14 protein-coding genes are annotated in these 18,315 nt (G+C 71.4%); 4 read left to right on the forward strand and 10 right to left on the reverse strand.

The window, feature by feature from the left end:
* Positions 1 to 304: 304 nt before the first annotated feature.
* The 9 genes from ACFVXA_RS00365 to ACFVXA_RS00405 form a co-directional block, all read right to left on the reverse strand.
* Entirely contained in the window at positions 305 to 1,504 is a 1,200-nt protein-coding gene (locus ACFVXA_RS00365; RefSeq protein ID WP_383905814.1) for a cytochrome P450, read from the reverse strand.
* A gap of 31 nt (positions 1,505 to 1,535) precedes the next feature.
* Positions 1,536 to 2,909: an NAD(P)/FAD-dependent oxidoreductase gene (locus ACFVXA_RS00370; RefSeq protein ID WP_390023220.1), complete on the reverse strand. Its 1,374-nt coding sequence runs from the start codon at positions 2,907 to 2,909 to the stop codon at positions 1,536 to 1,538.
* Entirely contained in the window at positions 2,899 to 3,108 is a 210-nt protein-coding gene (locus ACFVXA_RS00375; RefSeq protein ID WP_383735417.1) for a ferredoxin, read from the reverse strand. The genes ACFVXA_RS00370 and ACFVXA_RS00375 overlap by 11 nt, the downstream gene beginning before the upstream one ends.
* Positions 3,109 to 3,410: 302 nt before the next feature.
* Positions 3,411 to 4,601, reverse strand: coding sequence for a thiolase family protein (locus ACFVXA_RS00380; protein ID WP_383735415.1), 1,191 nt, complete (start codon positions 4,599 to 4,601; stop codon positions 3,411 to 3,413).
* 115 nt (positions 4,602 to 4,716) lie between these two features.
* Entirely contained in the window at positions 4,717 to 5,361 is a 645-nt protein-coding gene (locus tag ACFVXA_RS00385) for a CoA transferase subunit B (RefSeq protein ID WP_362015784.1), read from the reverse strand.
* Positions 5,361 to 6,143 (reverse strand): CoA transferase subunit A, encoded by a 783-nt coding sequence (locus ACFVXA_RS00390; protein ID WP_362015787.1) that lies wholly within the window; start codon positions 6,141 to 6,143, stop codon positions 5,361 to 5,363. Before ACFVXA_RS00390 ends, ACFVXA_RS00385 begins: the two co-directional genes overlap by 1 nt.
* An 89-nt stretch (positions 6,144 to 6,232) precedes the next feature.
* Entirely contained in the window at positions 6,233 to 7,996 is a 1,764-nt protein-coding gene (locus tag ACFVXA_RS00395) for an FAD-dependent monooxygenase (RefSeq protein WP_362015790.1), read from the reverse strand.
* 14 nt (positions 7,997 to 8,010) lie between these two features.
* Positions 8,011 to 9,978 carry a maleylacetate reductase and hydroxyquinol 1,2-dioxygenase domain-containing protein gene (locus tag ACFVXA_RS00400; RefSeq protein ID WP_390023223.1) on the reverse strand — a complete coding sequence of 656 codons (1,968 nt, stop codon included), beginning with the start codon at positions 9,976 to 9,978 and terminating at the stop codon, positions 8,011 to 8,013.
* 231 nt (positions 9,979 to 10,209) lie between these two features.
* Positions 10,210 to 11,109 (reverse strand): AraC family transcriptional regulator, encoded by a 900-nt coding sequence (locus tag ACFVXA_RS00405; RefSeq protein WP_362015795.1) that lies wholly within the window; start codon positions 11,107 to 11,109, stop codon positions 10,210 to 10,212.
* Positions 11,110 to 11,397: 288 nt separating this feature from the next.
* On the opposite strand from ACFVXA_RS00405, the gene ACFVXA_RS00410 reads away from it, so the two are divergent.
* The 3 genes from ACFVXA_RS00410 (at position 11,398) to ACFVXA_RS00420 (ending at position 13,721) form a co-directional block, all read left to right on the forward strand.
* Positions 11,398 to 12,429 carry a winged helix-turn-helix domain-containing protein gene (locus ACFVXA_RS00410; protein WP_383735408.1) on the forward strand — a complete coding sequence of 344 codons (1,032 nt, stop codon included), beginning with the start codon at positions 11,398 to 11,400 and terminating at the stop codon, positions 12,427 to 12,429.
* A 458-nt stretch (positions 12,430 to 12,887) separates the two neighbouring features.
* Positions 12,888 to 13,277, forward strand: coding sequence for a hypothetical protein (locus tag ACFVXA_RS00415; RefSeq protein ID WP_383905821.1), 390 nt, complete (start codon positions 12,888 to 12,890; stop codon positions 13,275 to 13,277).
* 96 nt (positions 13,278 to 13,373) lie between these two features.
* Positions 13,374 to 13,721, forward strand: coding sequence for an SH3 domain-containing protein (locus ACFVXA_RS00420; protein ID WP_362015804.1), 348 nt, complete (start codon positions 13,374 to 13,376; stop codon positions 13,719 to 13,721).
* Positions 13,722 to 13,809: 88 nt separating this feature from the next.
* Here ACFVXA_RS00420 and ACFVXA_RS00425 read toward each other — a convergent pair whose 3' ends face one another.
* Positions 13,810 to 15,909: a SpoIIE family protein phosphatase gene (locus ACFVXA_RS00425; RefSeq protein ID WP_383735404.1), complete on the reverse strand. Its 2,100-nt coding sequence runs from the start codon at positions 15,907 to 15,909 to the stop codon at positions 13,810 to 13,812.
* A gap of 547 nt (positions 15,910 to 16,456) precedes the next feature.
* Here ACFVXA_RS00425 and ACFVXA_RS00430 point away from each other — a divergent pair.
* Entirely contained in the window at positions 16,457 to 18,277 is a 1,821-nt protein-coding gene (locus ACFVXA_RS00430) for a glycoside hydrolase family 15 protein (RefSeq protein WP_389464347.1), read from the forward strand.
* Positions 18,278 to 18,315: the final 38 nt, after the last annotated feature.

Below are 18,315 nucleotides of genomic sequence, written 5' to 3' on the forward strand. Positions count from 1 at the left end.
GATGCATGGCGAGTGTCGAAGTTCGCATCTCGGAGTGTGACGCTCGTCACAGGCCTGTCGACGTCAGCTCTCCCGTGGGCTTCGCGCTGCTCCGGGCGATGCGACCGACGGTCATCGCCTCATGGCCTCATGGCCTCATCGCCTCCGGTCCGGCCGTTCGGGCTGATCGGGCTGATTGGGCTGATCGGGAGTCAGCCCGAGTGCCGGGATCCGACCAGCGGGACACGGCGCAGACCGACACCGTTCCGTTGTCTGCTGCCGTATGCCGCCACGTGTTGCTGCCGTATGCCGCCACGCGACCCGGTCACAGGTGCACGGGCAGGTGGCGGGGGCCGCGGAGCATGGCGTTCTGCCGGTAGGGGGGAGGGTCCTGGACCAGGCGTGCCGTGCTCAGGTGCGGGATCAGCGCGCCGAGCGCGGCTTCGGCTTCGATGCGGGCGAGTGGTGCGCCGAAGCACAGGTGGATGCCGCTGCCGAAGCCGAAGTGCTGGTTGTCGGGTCGGGTGGGGTCGAACCGGTCAGGATCGTGGAACCGCTTGGGGTCGCGGTTGCCCGAGGCCAGCGCCAGTACGACGGACGCGCCCTTGGGGATCGTGGTGCCGGCGACGTCGATGTCGACGAGAGGGATCCTCTCGCGCATGTGGACCGGGGGTTCGTAGCGCAGCAGTTCCTCCACCGTGCGCGGCAGCAGGCCGGGTTCGCGGCGCAGCCGGTCCAGCTGGTCGGGCCGGCGCAGCAGGGTGAGGACGCCGTTGGTGATCAGATTGACCGTGGTCTCGTGTCCGGCGATGAACAACAGAATGGTGTTGATCGCCAGCTCCTCGTCGGTGAACCGGAGGGCGGGGTCCGGTTCGTTGATGAAGTCCGAGAGCATGTCGCCAGTGGGCCGGTCTCGGCGCTGTTCGGCCAGGTCGACCAGGTACCCGCCCATCTCCTGCCGGGCCTGGTGGGCCGCTCGGTCCCGTTCGGTGGTGTCTCCGGCGGGCCCGAGGTCGGCGGACGTGACGAGTACGTCGGTCCATGCCTGCAACAGATGCTCGTCCTCGCGCGGGACGCCGAGCAGCCGGCAGATCACGGTGACGGGCAGCGGGTAGGCGAAATCGTCGACGACGTCGATCTGCCGGCCCGTCGGGAAGGCCTCCGCCAACTCCTTGGTGATCTGGGCGATCTCGCCGCGCATGGCGTCGACCCGGCCCGGGCTGTGCGGCGGGCCGAACGGCCGCATGGCCGCGGTGCGCTGCCTGTGGTGCTCGGGATCGTCGAGCCGCAGGAACGGCGGCCTCGCCGTCTCCTCGGACGCGGCCGGGGCGGTGCTGGAGCGCGGATCGGCGCTGATCCGAGGGTCGTGGAGCAGAGCGGCGATCTCGTGGTAGGTGCCGATCAGATAGCTGCCGTCCGCCTGCCGCACCACGGGACCGGCGTCGCGGAGTTCCGCGTACAGCGGGTAGGGGTTGGGGCGGTTCGCGTAGTCGGTGATCCGTGCCAGCAAGGTGTCGGAGTCCATGGTGGCTCCTCGTGGTCGGGCGAGACGTGGGTCAGCGGGTGGGCTGCACCACGGTCAGTCGGCGGTCGGGCAGGTACCCGGTGAGCGCCACGGTGGGGCCGTGGGACAGTCCCTTCGGGTCCGGGACGTCGGAGGCGACCGGGACGTCGGCCGCGATCGCACGGTCCGCCGCGCCGGGCGGGGGCGGGAACGGAGCAGCCGTCTCGATCAGATGCTGGTAGTAGTCGAGCGACTTGGCCATGTCGACGGTGACCGCGGCGGTGACCCGCCCCTGGTAGCCGTAGACCATCGCCAGACGGCGCGCCTCCAGCGAGCCTTGGGCGATGACCACATGGTCGGAGTAGGTGGGCACGCCCACCGACTTGATGTTGAGCCCGAACTGGCTGGACCAGAAGACCGGAACCGCCAGGTGCGGGCGCCGCAGCGGCCCCGGACTGACCATGTTGTGGGCCGCCACCTCGGCCTGCTCGACCGCGTTGCCCCAGTGCTCCAGCGCGAGCATCTGGTACCCGAACAGCGGGTGCGGGAACCGGGAGACGTCACCCGCCACGAAGACGTCGTCGGTGACGATCCCGTACATGGTGAAGGCCCGGCACCCGGCGTCGCAGGCGATCCCGCGCGGGCCCGCCGCCAGCCCGGAATCCTCCAGCCACTCGACGTTGCGGACCGCCCCCAACGCCACGACGCACACATCCGCGTCGACACGGCTGCCGTCGGACAGGTCCGCACCGGTGAACCGGCCGTTCCCGTCGCCGTGCAGGGCGGTGACGGTCACCCCGCAGCGCAGGTCCACGCCGTGGTTGCGCTGCATGGCGGCCGCCAGCTTCCCCAGCGTCCCGCCGAGCGCGCCCACCAGGGGTGCGGGGCCGCGTTCGGCGACCGTGACCTCGATGCCCCGCTCCCGGCAGGCCGAGGCGACCTCCGAACCGGTGAACCCCGCACCGATCACCAGCACCCTCTCCGGCCCGGCGTCCAGCCGATCGGCCAGCCCTCCGGCATCGTCGCGGGTGCGCAGGGTGAACACCCCGTCCAGGGCGGCTTCCTCCGGGTTGGCCCAGGGCCGCGCCCGGGTCCCGGTGGTGATCAGCAGCCGGTCGTACGGCAGAGAGTCGCCGTCGGCCAGCAGCACCCGTTTCCCGAGCGGCTCCAGGCCGGTGGCGCGGACGCCCAGCCGCCAGTCGGCGTCCGGGGCCCGGCGCGTCGGCAGCTCCGTGGTGTCCGCCGGCGCCTTACCGAGCAGCACCTGCTTGGACAGCGGCGGCCGGTCGTAGGGCGGATACGGCTCATCCCCCACCACGGTCAGTGAACCGGTGAAGCCCTTGTCACGGAGCGTCTCGGCAGCCCGCAACCCGGCCAGCGACGCGCCGACGATGACGATGCGGCCGTCCCGCAGATCACCGGACACCGGCGCTCACCTCCTCACCGACGAGGATGGCCTGGACCGGGCACGCCGCCGCGGCCTGGCGCACACGCTCGACCTGGTCGTCCGGGACGGCCGGGGCGTACAGCAGCCCCTCTTCACCGTGCAGCTCGAACACCTCCGGCGCGAGGAAAACGCACTGCGCATAACCCTGGCAGCGGGTGAGGTCCACAACGGTCTGCATGGCTGGTCACTCCCTGAGTCGTACCGGCCTCCCGTTCCCTTTCTACGCCGGTGCCGCACCCGGCGCTCGTCACGCCCGTGTCGCAGCGGGTGCCCGCCCCGCTACTCATGCGGGGTCCCCGCAAGGACTCACGGAGTGGCTGCGGCAGTTCGCGGGGGCTCGTCGGGAAGGAGATCGGCACGAGGACGCGAGACGCCGCTCACCCGTCCGGCCGCACGGGGAAGGAGAAGGGGGCCAGCTCGTAACGGCCGTTGGCGTCCAGGTTCCTCAGCGCCGTGGGTCACCGGACCGCAGTACGTGACTCAGCGCTCCAGGACCAGGGCCAGGCCCTGCCCGACACCGATGCACAGCGCGGCCAGGCCTGTGCCCGCCCCCGCTGTGGCGAGTTGGTGGGCCACCGCTCCGGTGATGCGGGCGCCCGAGGCACCGAGGGGATGCCCGAGGGCGATCGCGCCGCCCTTCGGGTTGAGGAGGCCGGAGTCGAGGTCGGGCAGGGCCGCGAGGCAGCCCAACGCCTGTGCGGCGTAAGCCTCGTTGAGCTCGACGGTGCGCAGGTCGCCGACATCGCGCCCGGCCTTCGTCAGCGCCGCGCGGATGGCGTCCACCGGGCCGAGACCGAAGTACTGCGGCTCGATGCCGGTCACGGCGCAGGCCCGGATCCTGGCCAGCGGCTCACGGCCGATCCGGGCCAGCCCTGCCTCGTCGGCCAGCAGCAGGGCCGCCGCACCGTCGTTGAGGGGCGAGGCGTTGCCCGCCGTGACCGTGCCGCCCGCGCGGAAGACGGGCTTGAGGCGGCCCAGCGCCTCGAGGGACGTGTCGTCCCGGATTCCCTCGTCGCGGGGCAGGTCGACACCGTCGACGGGGACCACCTCGGCGTCGTAGGCACCGTCCTTCCATGCTCGCGAGGCCTTCTCGTGACTGGCGAGCGCGAAGGCGTCCTGGGCCACGCGGGTGATTCCGTACTTGTCGGCGATCAGCTCGGCGCTCTCGCCGAGCGGAACGGTCCACTCCTCGGGCATGCGCGGGTTGACCATCCGCCAGCCCAGGGTGGTGGAGTACAGCTGCTGGTTGCCGACCGGGAAGGCCCTGTCCGGCTTGGGCAGGACCCACGGGGCGCGGCTCATGGACTCCACCCCGCCCGCGACGGCGATGGAGGCGTCGCCGACCGCCACCGCGCGGGCGGCCTGGATGACGGCCTCCATGCCCGAGCCGCACAGCCGGTTGACGGTGGCGCCGGGGACCGTGACGGGCAGGCCGGCCAGCAGAACGGCCATGCGGGCGACATCGCGGTTCTCCTCACCGGCGCCGTTGGCGTTGCCGAAGAGCACATCGCCGATGAGGGCCGGGTCCAGGGCGGGGCTGCGGTCGAGCAGGCCGCGCAGCACGCCGGCGGCGAGGTCGTCGGGGCGCACTGAGGACAGCGCCCCACCATAGCGGCCGATCGGTGTACGGACGGCGTCGACGACGTAGACGTCCCGCAGGCGCTCGTTCATCGGGACTCCTTGTGGTGGAGAGGCAGCAGCGGAAGGTGGGTGATGTCGGCCCGCCGGTCCGGGGTGCTGTCCGGGAACCCGGCCGGCGGGCGATCGGGGGCGGGCTGACCCGCAGTCAGCCGACGGGGTCGGGCACGCGTACGCGGGCGGCGGTACGGCTGACGAGCTCGTCCGCGCTGACGCCGGGAGCCGTCTCGACGAGGACGAGACCGTCCGCGGTGACGTCCAGGACGCCGAGGCCGGTGATGATCCGGTCGACGCACGCCCTGCCGGTCAGGGGGAGGGTGCAGGCCTCCACGACCTTCGGGCTGCCGTCCTTGGCGCAGTGGTCCATGACGACGATCACCCGCCGGGCGCCGTGGACGAGATCCATCGCACCGCCCATGCCCTTGACCATCTTGCCGGGGATCATCCAGTTGGCGAGGTCCCCCGCGGCGGAGACCTGCATGGCTCCCAGGATCGCGGCGTCGATGTGACCGCCGCGGATCATGCCGAAGGACAGCGAGGAGTCGAAGAAGCTCGCGCCCGGCAGCACCGTGATCGTCTCCTTGCCCGCGTTGATGAGGTCAGGGTCCACGTCCGCGTCGGCCGGGTACGGGCCGACACCGAGGATGCCGTTCTCCGACTGGAGCACCACATGGACGCCTTTGGCGATGTGCTCGGGCACCGATGTGGGCAGGCCGATGCCCAGGTTCACGTAGTCGCCGTCCCGGATTTCGGCCGCCGCCCGTGCGGCCATCTCGTCCCTGGTCCATGCCATCAGCGCCGTACCGTCCCTCGTGCAAGAGGCGCGGAGACAGTGCGCCGTTCGATCTGCTTGTCCGCGGCCTGCTCCGGCGTCAGTTCGACCACCCGCTGGACGAAGACGCCGGGGAGATGGATCTCGTCCGGGTCCAGCTCGCCGGGCTCGACCAGCTGCTCCACTTCGGCGACCGTGACGCGGCCGGCCATGGCGGCGAGCGGGTTGAAGTTGCGGGCCGAGCGGTGGAAGAGGAGATTGCCGTGGCGGTCGCCCTTGGCGGCCCGTACGAGTGCGAAGTCGGTGCTGATGCCGTGCTCGAGCACGTAGCGCCGGCCCTCGAACTCGCGTGTTTCCTTGGGCGGTGAGGCGACTGCCACGCTGCCGTCGGGCGCGTAGCGCCAGGGCAGGCCGCCCTCGGCGACCTGGGTGCCGACACCGGCGGGGGTGAAGAAGGCGGGGATTCCGCAGCCGCCGGCCCGCAGCCGCTCGGCGAGCGTGCCCTGCGGCGTGAGTTCGAGCAGCAGCTCCCCGGAGAGGTACTGGCGGGCGAACTCCTTGTTGTCGCCGACGTAGGAGCCGGTGACGCGGGCGATGCGGCCCGCGGCGAGGAGGATGCCGAGGCCGCCGCCGTCCACCCCGCAGTTGTTCGACACCACGCTCAGGCCGCTCGAGCCCGTCGCGTACAGCGCCTGGATGAGCACGTCGGGGACACCGCTGAGGCCGAAGCCGCCGACGGCCAGCGACGCTCCGTCCATGACGCCGGCCAGCGCCTCCTCGGCGGTGGCAACCACCTTGTCCATGTGCACTGCACTCCGTTCGGGTCAGGCAGCTCGCCGGACGGGCGGCTGCCGTGCTTCGTGTGGTCCTGTGTGGGGCCCCCGCCGAGCCGTCAACGCTGGAGCACGGTCCTCAACGCGCCGAGCAGCTCGGTAGAGGCCGAGGAGTCGTCCTCCGGCGCCGCGGCGGACCGCCAGGCGATGTATCCGTCCGGGCGGACGAGCAGACAGCCGTCCTCGGCCACCTCGGATGTCCGGCGCCACTCGCCGTAGGCGTCGCGACGGTTCTCGCCGCCGATGCGCGCGCACATGAGAGGAACACCCAGGGTGGACGCGCAGGCGGCCGCGGCGGCCTCCCACACGCCACCGGACGGCCCGGTCACCAGAGTGAAGGTGCCCTTGCCGACGACGTCCAGCGTGGACACGCGATGGCCGTCGCCGTCGACGAGCCAGGCGTGCGGCAGCTTGGCGCCGGGACGGGTCGTGGGCTGGTGGACCAGCTCCGGGTCCCCTGCCCACACCTCGGCGGAACCGGCGTCCGGGATGACCGCGGAGGAGACATAGCGCTGGTTCATCTCGACACCGTGGGCGTTGAACTCGTAGTTCTTCAGCTGGATGGCTTCCTCCAGCACCTGCCGCCGCTTGGCGCCGTAGGCCGTCTCGCTGCGGCACGCCGCGAGGCCGTTCGCGATGTCGTCGTCCTCGCTGTACCCGTCGAGGCCCAGCGCCTGGAAGATCGGGCCGAACTGGTCGCGGCTCAGGTTGGCGCGATCGACGATCTGCCTGCCGACCGGTGCCCGCTCCGCGGTGTAGGTGTCCAGGAGCCCCGGCCCGGCCTGACCCCGGATGACCAGGGCGAGCTTCCAGGCCAGGTTGTACGAGTCCTGGATCGAGGTGTTGGAACCGAGACCGTTGGACGGCGGGTGCCGGTGCACCGCGTCTCCGGCACAGAAGACCCGCCCGGCCGAGTACGTCGTGGCGTAGCTGTGGTTGACCGTCCACAGCGAGCTCGACGTGATCTCGACGGGAATGTCCCGGGCGCCGACGAGGTCGTGGACGATCTCCCGGGCGGTCGCCTCGTCCATCTCGGGCGGCGGCTGGTCGATGTCGTATCCCCACACCAGCAGCCACTCGTTCCACGGCCGCACCATGCGCACCAGACCCATGCCGATGCCGCCCATGTGGGCACCCGGACGCAGCACCCAGTACAGAACGCTCGGGCGGTGGGCCACGTACCGGGACAGGTCGGCCTTGAAGGTGATGTTCATGCTGCCGGCCTTGCCGCTCTGTCCGGCGATCGGCAGACCGATCTGCTCCGCGACCTTGCTACGGCCGCCGTCCGCACCGATCAGATAGCGGGCCCGCACGGTGAACTCGTCCCCGCGAACCCGGTCCCGGAGCCGGGCGGTGACGCCGTCGGCGTCCTGCTCCAGGCTGAGGAACTCGGTGTCGAAGCGGATCTTGGCTCCGCGTGCGGCGGCGTTGTTCACCAGGATCGGTTCGAGATAGGTCTGCGGAAGGTCGATCATCTGCGTGGGGCTGGCGGCACCGTACTCGGTGGCCGTGTGCGGGCCGGTGCCCCAGCTGCGGATCCGGCCGATCTCCTCGCCGGTCAGGGCGGTGCACAGGACGGTGTCGCCCATCAGATCGGCGGGGCTGCCGGCCGCGGCGGCCTCGGCGTCCACACTGAGGTCGCGCAGCACCTCCATGGTGCGCTGGTTGGTGATGTGCGCGCGGGGGGTGTTGGCCAGCCAGCCGTACTTGGTGACGAGCAGCGTGCGAATTCCGTACGTGGCCAGGAGCAGGGCTGCGGATCCGCCTGCGGGGCCACTGCCGACCACGAGGACGTCGGTGTCGTAGGCGTGGGTCGATTCCATGGGACTGCTCCTGATCAGCGGGTCGGTTCGGCGGCGAGGCGGGCGACGCGGAAGGTGAACTGCAGGCTGCGCCACTCCCCTTCGATCGCGCGGCCGCCCGGGGGCGGTCCGACGCGGGGCGGGAAGTCGACGACCAGGCCCTCCTTGACTCCGAACACGGTGTCGGAGTCCAGGTAGTGCCCGCCCTTCACGAACAACTGGGTGACCAGGCGCTGGTGGCCCGGTGCGGAGATCATGAAGTGGAGGTGGGGGGCGCGGTAGGTATGGCGGCCCACGGCCTGGAGCATCTGTCCCACCGGTCCGTCGTCCGGGATCGGATACTCGGCCGGCAGGATCGTCCAGAAGCGCAGCCGTCCCCGCTCGTCCGTGCGCAGGCGGCCGCGCAGCACCGGGCCTTCGCACTCGGGCAACTGGACGTCGTAGAACCCGTCCTTGTCGGCCTGCCAGACATCCACGATGGCGTCCGGCAGGGGCAGGCCATCGGTGTCGGTGATGTGGATGTCGGCCCACAGCGGAGTGCCGGGGACGCCCCGTGAGATGTCGTCGCCGTGCGCGGTTTCGGGGGGACCTTCCGTGTAGAACGGTCCGAGGACCGCCGACGGTGTGGTCTCGGGCGTGCGTGAATGGGTGAGCAGGTCGACGACGCTGGAGACGCCGAGCGTGTCGGACAGCAACACGAACTCCTGGCGGGTGTTCGTGCAGATCTGCCCGGTACGGGTCAGGAAGTCGACGGCGTACTGCCACTCGGAATCGGTGACGTCGTTGCTCGTCACGAAGTGATGCAGGTGCCGTGCGAGGTCACCGAGGAGTTGTCCGACCCGAGGATCGGGTGAGTCGGCGAAGCTCGCCACCACCTGATCGGTCAGGCGCTCCAGGTCCGTGCCCGTGCCCGCACCGGGTGCCGAGGGGGCCCGCACCGCGGGCACTGCCGGACGGCGGCCTCGCCAGGCATCGCGCAGCAGGCTCTCGATCCCCTCGGACGTCAGCTCCCGGGGGTTGGGGTACGGCGTTGCCGTGGCCAGCCGCGCGGCCTCCGCCAGATCCGCCTCCGCCATGCCCAGTCCGGCCAGCGAAGTGGGCCCGCCGAAGGATGCGATCAGGTCGAACACCCCGCTCGGGGCGTCCACCACGCCGAGCGCTTCGGCGATGCGGCTCATGACGTCCGGGGCGGCAGCGGCGTTGTACGCCATGGCGTGCGGCAGGATCACCGTATGGGTCTCGGCGTGCGGCAGGCCGTACGCACCGCCCAGTGTGTGGCACAGCTTGTGGTGCAGTCCCATCCCGACGGAGGCGAGGCAGGTGCCGGCCAGCCAGGCGGCATGCAGGAGGTCGGCGCGTGCCTCGGTGTCGGACGGCTCGGCGACGAGCGCGGGCAGGGCGCGGGCGATCCTGGCGACGGCGTCGAGTGCGAGGGCGTCGATCACCGGGTTCGCCTGCGGCGAGTACAGGGCCTCCACGGCGTGGGCCAGGGCGTTGACCGCGCTGGTGACCGACATGTCCAGCGGCAGGTCCCGGGTGAACTCGACGTCGTAGACCACGGTCTCGGGCAGGATCGCGGCCGAGGACTGTGTGGTCTTGCGTCCGCCCCGCGTCTCACCCAGCACGTTGGTGACCTCGGATCCTGCGTAGGTGGTGGGAAGGATCAGCTGCGGCAGACCGGTGCGCAGCGCCAGTGCTTTGGCCAGCCCTGTCGTGGAACCGCCGCCGACGGCCACCAGACAGTCGGCGGAGTGCTCCCGCAGTACGCGGAGCGCTCGCTCGGTGACCTCCACCGGGGTGTGCATCGCGGCACCGTCGAACTCCGCCACGGTGAGGTCCCCGAGGGCATCGCGCACTCGGGCGGCGGCCTTGGCCACCGGCGGGCTGGACAGGAGAAGGACGCGGGAACGGCCGAGCCGCTCGACTTCGTCGACCACCTGGCTCACCGTGCCGGTGCCGAAGACGACCCGCGAGGGGTGGGAGGTGTAGACGAAGTTCCGCATCGCTTGCCGCCTTCGCGTGTGCCGTGGGTCCTCGGACGTCTGCCACCGAGTGTCGGGGCCGTGGGGGTCGCGTTTCCTGCACGTTCCACGCGTGTTTCTGCCGGATCGGCGCGCCGTGGTCGACGGCTTGCGAACAGGTTCGGGGCGCACGGGGCTGCGGCGGGGCGCGCAAGGGTGGATACGGCGGGAAGGCGCGGGTGAACGCGGCCGGGCGGGCCGAGGAACCGAGGGTCAGCCCGCCCGGCGGAAGGCGGCGGGGGTCGTGCCCAGCTTGGCGCGCATCACGCGTGTGAGGTGTTCCTGATGGGAGAAGCCGCAGCGGACGGCCACGTCGGCGATGGGTGTCGTCGTGGTGCGCAGCAGCCGACGTGCGTGGTCCAGCCGCAGTTGGAGCAGGAACTGGTGGGGTGACTTCCCGGTGCTGGCCCTGAACTGTCTGCTGAACTGGCTCGCGCTCAGACCTGTGGCCGAGGCCAGTTCGGCGACGGGCAGCGGCTCGGACATCCGCGTCTCCATCAGCTCGCGTGCGGACACGAGCTGCCGGCTGGTCAGCCCCGACGACGCCCTGTCGGGGGCCACGGGCCGGCCGGCCGAGTGTGCGCGGGCGAGCTGAGCGGCGAGCGTCCCGACAAGGTGATCGACGTAGGTCCGGGCGGAGGGCTCCGGGCGCCGTACGACGCCGTCCAGTGCCAGGACGAGTTGCTCGATGAGCGGGTCGGAGCTGCCCAGTTCCTCGGCGAGCTCCACCGTCCCGCCCTGCCCGTGCGCTCCCTGCAGGACCGAGTCGGCGAGGTAGAGGTGGACGGTGTCGAGTCCCCCTTGGAGTTCCACGTCCAGTGCGCGGCCCGCGGGGTGGAGGAAGATCCCCCCGGCCGGGATCCGCTGGGTCCGCATCGACCGGCCGATGCGGCGCCGGACGGTCACCGGGCCGCCCAGGTGCAGGATCAGCAGATGGGTGGGGGCAGCGTCGAAGGTCGCCTGATACGGCCGTTCTCGCTGGGTAGAGACATACGCCTGCTCCCAGCCCAGCCCTGAGCTGGTCCGTTCAGGGCTCACCCATGACTGTCGCAGGATGCCGCCCGTGTCGAGAAGTCCCAGCTCAGACATCGTGCCCGAGGTCGAAAGTGCCATGCGAGCCTCCCGTCCGGTCCGCCGCCAGGGACATGTTATTGAATATTTAACGTCTACGGGGTATTCCCTGCCGGACCGCCTGCGCCCTGCCCCCCGCTCTTGTGCTGCTGTTCCCGTGCAGCTGTCGCCGCGCACCTTCACGGCCCGTACGTGCCGTGCGCGGCACGGAAGGGCGGGTCGGCCATGGCGATGACCGTCGGCCATGCCTCCGACATGTCTTTCGCGATGAACCGGCGACCGTCCTCGGGCGTCATACGCTGAAACAGCTTCTGCGTCGGGGGAGCGAAGGTGCTGCGGATCCACTTCACCAGCGAGGACGTCGGGCGAATCCGTATCGCCGCCGGGCCGGTGCCGGCGTGGGAGATGCTGCTGAGCCTGCATGCGCTGCGCGGGCCGGCCGACCACGGCATCTTCGGGCCGTGGCGGGCCCGCACGCTCGGCACATTGGATCCGTCCGCACGTCTGCTGCTGTCTCTCGCTCCACCGAGGGGCTACTCCCCGGACTTCCTCACCCCGGCCGACAACGATGTCGAGGCAGCCGTGGACGCCGTGCGGAGCACGGCTCGGGAGAGGCTGCGCACGGACCTCACACTCCTGGCCGGACAGCGCGGCGCGGCCACCTGGATGCGGCCACTGGCCGAAGGCGACGCCGGAGCCGTACGGCGGGTGGGCACCGCGATGCTCCGCTATCACCAACGTGTCCTGGCACCTGCCTGGGACCGTATCCACGCCGTGGTGGCGGCCGAGCGGGCAGCCCGCGCGGCCGACCTGCTCGACGGAGGTGTGGAGCGCATGCTGAGCGGTCTGCATCCGCAGATCCGCTGGGAGGCGCCGGTCCTCTCGGTGGCCTATCCCGTCCGGAAGGATCTCCACCTGGGCGGCCGGGGGCTGCTGCTCATCCCCTCGTACTTCTGCTGGGGCCGCCCCATCGCGCTGTACGACACAGGGCTGGACCCGGTGTTGGTCTATCCGGCGAACCGGGGCGCGCACCGCCTGGTGGAGCCGGCCCATACGTCCGACGGCGACTCCCTGGCGCGTCTGCTCGGGGCCACGCGCGCCGCCGTTCTGGAGGAGATCGTCGCGGCCGAGGGCGTCACGGGCGCGGACATCGTCCGGCGCCTGCACATCTCGGCCGCCTCGGCGAGCGAACACGCCACCGTGTTACGGCAGTCCGGTCTCATCGTCAGCCACCGGACCGCCAACACGGTGTGGCACCTGCCGACCCCACTCGGGCGGGCGGTCCTCGACGGGGGCACCCGTGGCCGACGGCCTCCCCGCACGTATCCGCCCCGGCCTACCGAGGCGGACCGCGTCCGCTGAGTGACTGCGGCCCGACCCCGAAGAGCTCCGTAGAGGGCCCGATGTCAAGCCTTTCGCGTGCGACGGGCAGGTCATTCGGCTGAGGCCGAACCGCCGTGCGGAAGCGGGGCACTTGGGGCAGGCTGGTCAGCGACCACCGAGCGCCGACGGTCGAGGTACGCGGCGGCGCAGCGCACCTCTTCCGGGCACGACCACCGCGAAGGAGCGCTCGACGCGCGTACCGGGGGTGCCAGCTCAACGGCCAACGGCCAGCGACCAGCGGGCAACGGGCAACGGGCACGGGAAACGGACAAACGGGACTTGGCTGCCTAAGGGCTCCCACAGGTGACGGCATCTTCGCTGCCGTCCGCGCCAAGTCGCGCTCAATAGCTGTCGCCTGACACAGCGTCACCCTTCGCGCGGCGTGGGAGACGGCGCCGCCCGACCGAAGGACACCGCACCATCACAGGGGGAACACCATGAGGGCATCCGCTCGCAAGATCTCGGCTCTCGTCACGGCCGGCCTGTCACTGGCCGCGCTGGGCACCGTCTTCACCGGTACGGCCGAGGCGGCCAACCCCTGTTGGTGGAGCAGGGACGGACAGCACATGTACTGCAACAACGTCGTCGGGGCCACCGTCTATGCCACCCCCGACACCAGCCACCCGGTCGGCAAGATGTACTCGAACCCGAGCTGGTTCGAATGCCGCACGGACTACGGCGCCTACGTCGGCGGCCCGCACCCCAACCGGTGGGAGTGGACCGAGGCCGACAACGGCCAGTGGGGCTACATGAAGGACACCGACATCTACAGCGAGACCAACCCCCTGCCCGACACCATAGGCAACGGCATCCCTCAACCCTGCTGACCTCGGGACCGTACGACCGACCGTCGTCACGACGAACCGTCGTCACGACCGACTGAACGACCGAACACCATCGACAACGGGGAAGGAACCATCGGCATGGAGTTGAAGACCAGGGTGCTCGCGGCGGCGGGTACGGGGGCGTTGGCGGCGGGGCTGTTGCTGAGTGGGGCGGCGGGCGCGCAGGCGGCGGCCGCCGGTCTGCCCTACGCGGTGACCCCCTACGAGAACGTGAACGTCCGTTCCGGGCCGGCCACCACGTACGACATCACCGGTCATGTGGCCGCAGGAGAGGTACGTGGGGCGTCCTGCTGGAAGCATGGTGAGCCCATCAAGGACAACGGCTACACCAACGATGTCTGGGTCCGTCTGGCCGAGGGCTACGTCAGCGCGGTCTACCTCAAGGGTGACCAGTACGGCGGGCTGCCGGCGTCGGCGACCTGCTGACCGCACGCACCACCAGCGCCCGTCCGGGGCCGCGGGCCCACACGGCCCACCGCCCGGACGGGCGCGACGCGGGACTGACCATGGGTGGTCAGTTCGAGCGGCTCGGGCCGGTGGCTTCGGGCAGTGACTGCTCGGTCCAGATCGTCTTACCCGGAGGGGTGTAGCGGGTGCCCCAGGCCTGGGCCACCTGCGCGGTGATGAACAGGCCGCGTCCGCCTTCGTCGGCCGTGCCGGCGTGGCGCAGGTGAGGTGCGGCCGAGCCGGCGTCCCGCATCTCGCAGGTCAGGGTGCGGTCATGGATCAGACGGAGCTCGAGCGGTGGACTTCCGTATCTGACCGCGTTCGTGACGAGTTCGCTGACGATGAGCTCGGTGTTGAATGCGGTCTCGTCGTCCACGTCCCAGGCGGCGAGCTGCCTGCGGGCACGGCGCCGGGCGACTGCCACCGCCGCGGGGTCGGGGGCGAGCGGCCACGCGGCGAACCGGTCGGGGGGAAAGTCGCGGGTGCGCGCGACGATCACCGCGGCGTCGCCGGCGCCCAGATCTTGCGGAAGCGCGTAGACAAGGGCGTCGCAGAGGTCCTGGAGGGGGCGGTCGCGGTAGTCCGGTGCCGACGGCAACGGCCCGGAGGATTCGGCGAGATACGAGGTGAGGAGCGGATCACTGGCGAACACCAGAACGCTGCCGTCCGGCACCTCGACATCGACGGCCGCGAAGGGCGCGCCCTCCGCCGCGCCCAGCCGCGGTCCGGCCGGTGTATGGGGGACGCAGACCCTACGGTCGGGTTGCACGACGAGGGGGGCCAGGTGGCCGGCCGCCGCCATCGCGCACGTACCGGTCAGCGGATCGTGCACCGCGTACACGCAGTCGGCGGTGAGGGCTTCGCGGCGCAGCGGATCGCCGAGCGGAAGATGGGCGCGTTCGGCGGCGAGCTGGCGCGCCGTGTAATGCAGGCGGGCGAGGAGCTCGTCGGGGGTGAGGTCGAACGCCGACAGGGAGCGTACGGCGGTGCGCAACTGCCCCATGGTCGCGGCCGCGTTCAGACCGCGTCCCGACACCTTGCCGACGACGAGGGCGGTGCGGGCGCCGGACAGGGCGATCGTGTCGTACCAGGCCCCGGGGTCGGCGCCGGTGACGGAGAGGTAGGCCGTGTCCAGGGACGCGTGGCTCTCCGGGAGGCGGGGCAGCAGTTGGCGCTGGACCGTGGCGGCGACCGTGTGCTCCCGTGTGTAGCGTCGCGCGTTGTCGATACACAGCGCCGTGTGCGTGGCCAGCTCGACCGCGAGCTCCCGGTCCCCTTCGTCGAAGGGGGGTGAGTCCCCGGTGCGGTACAGACTGACGACGCCGAGGGCCGCGTCGCGCAGTGCCAGGGGAACCACGAGGAGGGAATGGGCTCCCGACAGGTGGATCGCCTCCGCGCGCGGGGGATCGACGGGCAGCCAGGCGGCGGTCGGATGGAGCGCGACCACCCGCGGACGCAGGTCGGCCATGGCCTGGGTGAAAGGGGTCGGAGCCGGCATCCGGTGGACGTCGCCCACCGGATGGGCCTGCGGCGGCCGCGTACGGTGGCTGCGGAACGCGGTACGCATCAGGGGTGTACCCGTGGGCAGCGGGGCCGACGGCGGGTCGTCGCCGCGGATCACGGCCTCCACCACCTCCACGATCGCGATATCCGCGAACGCGGGGACCACGGTCGGGACGAGTTCCTCGCCGGTCATCAACGGATCCAGGGTGCGGCCCACGTGCCGGCGCACGGCGTCGAGCACGGCGGTGCGGGTGCGGGCCCGCACCCGCTCGGTGACGTCGATCGCGGTGACCGCCAGTCCGAGCACCGACCGGCGCGGGCTCTCCAGGCGCAGCGCGTTGACCTCGAAGTGCCGCTCCTGCGGCGGGTCCCCGTTGACACGCGCCCGGACGATGCGCTCGAGCAGGGGGACCCCGGTGTCCAGCACCTCCTGCAGGAGCGCCTCCATCTCTGCGCCTTCGACGATGTCGTACGCGTCGCGGAGCCGGCGCCCCCGCAGGTCGTCCGGGTTCACGCCACGCATGCCGGGAGCGGCTGTGTTCACCCGTACCACCCGCAGGCCGGTGTCCAGCAGGTGGAGCCCGATCGGTGACTGCGTGAAGAGCGCCTCCAGCATCGAGGCCGCCGTCTCGTCCACGCGCCGGCCGGGATCGCTGTGCGCCACGGGAAACCACCTCCGAGCTCCGTCCTGCGCTTGCTCCGGCGCACGGTTGCCCCTTGTCCGGGCGTATTTCCAGCGTCCTCCGCGGTAGCCGCGACCGCACCCGCTGACGGCCGGGCTCCGCACCGGCGAGATCCACGGGACCCCCGCCGCCGGGCGCCGGAGAACTCACCCGTGGTGGGGGAGGCCCGGCGCCGCCCGGCACGCGGAGGGTGGCAGAGGCGGGGCGCGACACGGCGCCCCGGACGCGCACGCCTGGGGATGCTCCGGCTCGGGAGGCAGCACCTCGGGTGCGGCGGGACGCTCCGGTTCGGGCAGGCAGCACCTCGGGTACGGCGGGATGCTCCGGCTGTGGAAGGGAGCACCTCGGGTGGTGCGCGGGCCGGCTCTGGTTCGAGAAGGGACACCTCGGGTGGTGCGCGGGGCGGCTCTGGCTCGGGAAGGCGCACCCCGGATGCGCGGGGATGCTCCGACTCGGGAAAGGGGCACCTCGGGTGGTGCGCCGGGGTGGTGCGCCGGGACGCCGCGGCTCCGGAAAGGAGCACCGATCATGCGACGCTATCCTCCGATCGCTGACCACGGGATGGTGGGCGATCTGCAGACCGCCGCGCTGGTCTCGTCCGACGGCACGGTCGACTGGATGTGCGCGCCCCGGTTCGACTCACCCAGTGTGTTCGCCTCGCTCCTCGACCACGACCGCGGTGGTCACTTCACCGTCTCGGTCGACACCCGACGCCCGCCGGTACAGCTGTACTTGCAGGACACCGCGGTCCTGGTGACCCGCTTTCTGGCCGAGGAGGGAGTCGGCGAGGTGATCGACTTCATGCCGGTGGATCACCCCGAGCGCCCGGCGGCCCGGCACCGGCTGGTCAGGATCCTGCGGGTGACCCGAGGCCAGGTCCGCTTCTCCCTGGAGTGCCGGCCTCGCTTCGACTACGGCCGTGCCGCGCACCGGGTCGACGTGGCCGACGACGCGATCCGTTTCGACGCTCCCGGCGCGCAGGCCGTGCTGCAGACCCTCGGCCCTGTGACGTGGAGCCGGCAAGGGGACGATGTCGTCAGCGAACTGACCTTGGGCGAGGACGAGTTGGCGGCCATGGTGCTGACGGTGGGCGACCGGGACGACACGCCCTCACCCCCGCTGACGGAGGCGGACGTCAGGGCGCTGTTCGAGGGGACCCGGGACTTCTGGCACGCGTGGGTACGCCGCAGCCGGTACCGCGGCCGCTGGCAGGACATGGTGAACAGGTCGGCCATCACCCTGAAACTGCTCACGTACGCACCGACCGGAGCGCCCGTCGCGGCGGCCACCATGGGGCTGCCCGAGCAGATCGGCGGCGGACGCAACTGGGACTACCGCTACACCTGGGTGCGGGACGGCTCGCTGTCGGTCCACGCCCTGCTGGGACTCGGCTACAAGGAGGAGGCCTACGCATTCCGCGGATGGCTCGGTGACCGGCTCAGGGCGGCCGGCACCGTGAACGGCGAGCCCTTGCAGATCATGTACCGCGTCGACGGCGAACCGGACCTGCCGGAGGAAGTCCTCGACCACTTCGAGGGCTACTGCGGATCGGCGCCGGTACGGGTGGGCAACGGCGCCGCGGACCAGCTCCAGCTCGACATCTACGGAGAGGTGGCGCTCGCCCTGTCGCAGGCGATCGAGGACGCCGGCGAGGTGCCGCCGTACGACGGCTGGCAGGCCCTGGCCCGGGTGCTCGACTGGCTGGTCCGGGCCTGGGACCGACCTGACGAGGGGATCTGGGAGACCCGGGGCGGACAGAAGGACTTCACCTACAGCCGCGTCATGTGCTGGGCCGCCTTCGACCGGGGCATCCGCTTGGCCCGCGACACCGCCCGGCCCGCCGACATCGGGGCATGGAGCGCGGCCCGGGACGACATCCTGCGCCAGGTCATGGAACGCGGCTGGAGCACGCGGCGCCAGGCGTTCGTCCAGCATTACCAGGACACCACCCTCGATGCCTCCCTGCTGCTCATGCCCACCGTCGGGTTCATCTCGCCGAAGGATCCGCGGTGGCTGTCCACCCTCGAGGCGATGGAGCGGGAACTCGTCTCCGACAGCCTCGTCCACCGCTACGACCCCGAAGCGTCCCCGGACGGACTGCGCGGTAGCGAGGGCACGTTCTCCCTCTGCAGTTTCCTGTACGTCGACGCGCTCGCGCAGGCCGGACAGCTCGGACCGGCCAGATACGCCTTCGACAAAATGCTCACCTACGCCAATTACGCGGGCCTGTTCGCCGAGGAGATCGGGCCGACGGGGGAGCAGCTCGGGAACTTCCCGCAGGCCTTCACACACCTGGCGCTGATCACGGCGGCACTCTCGCTGGATCACCAGATGAACGCCCTCGGCTGAGCTCGGGCGGTGCCGGGCCCATGGGCGTCGCGCCGCGG

Origin of the sequence: Streptomyces sp. NPDC058246, from assembly GCF_042881985.1 — a bacterium.
Taxonomy (GTDB): domain Bacteria; phylum Actinomycetota; class Actinomycetes; order Streptomycetales; family Streptomycetaceae; genus Streptomyces.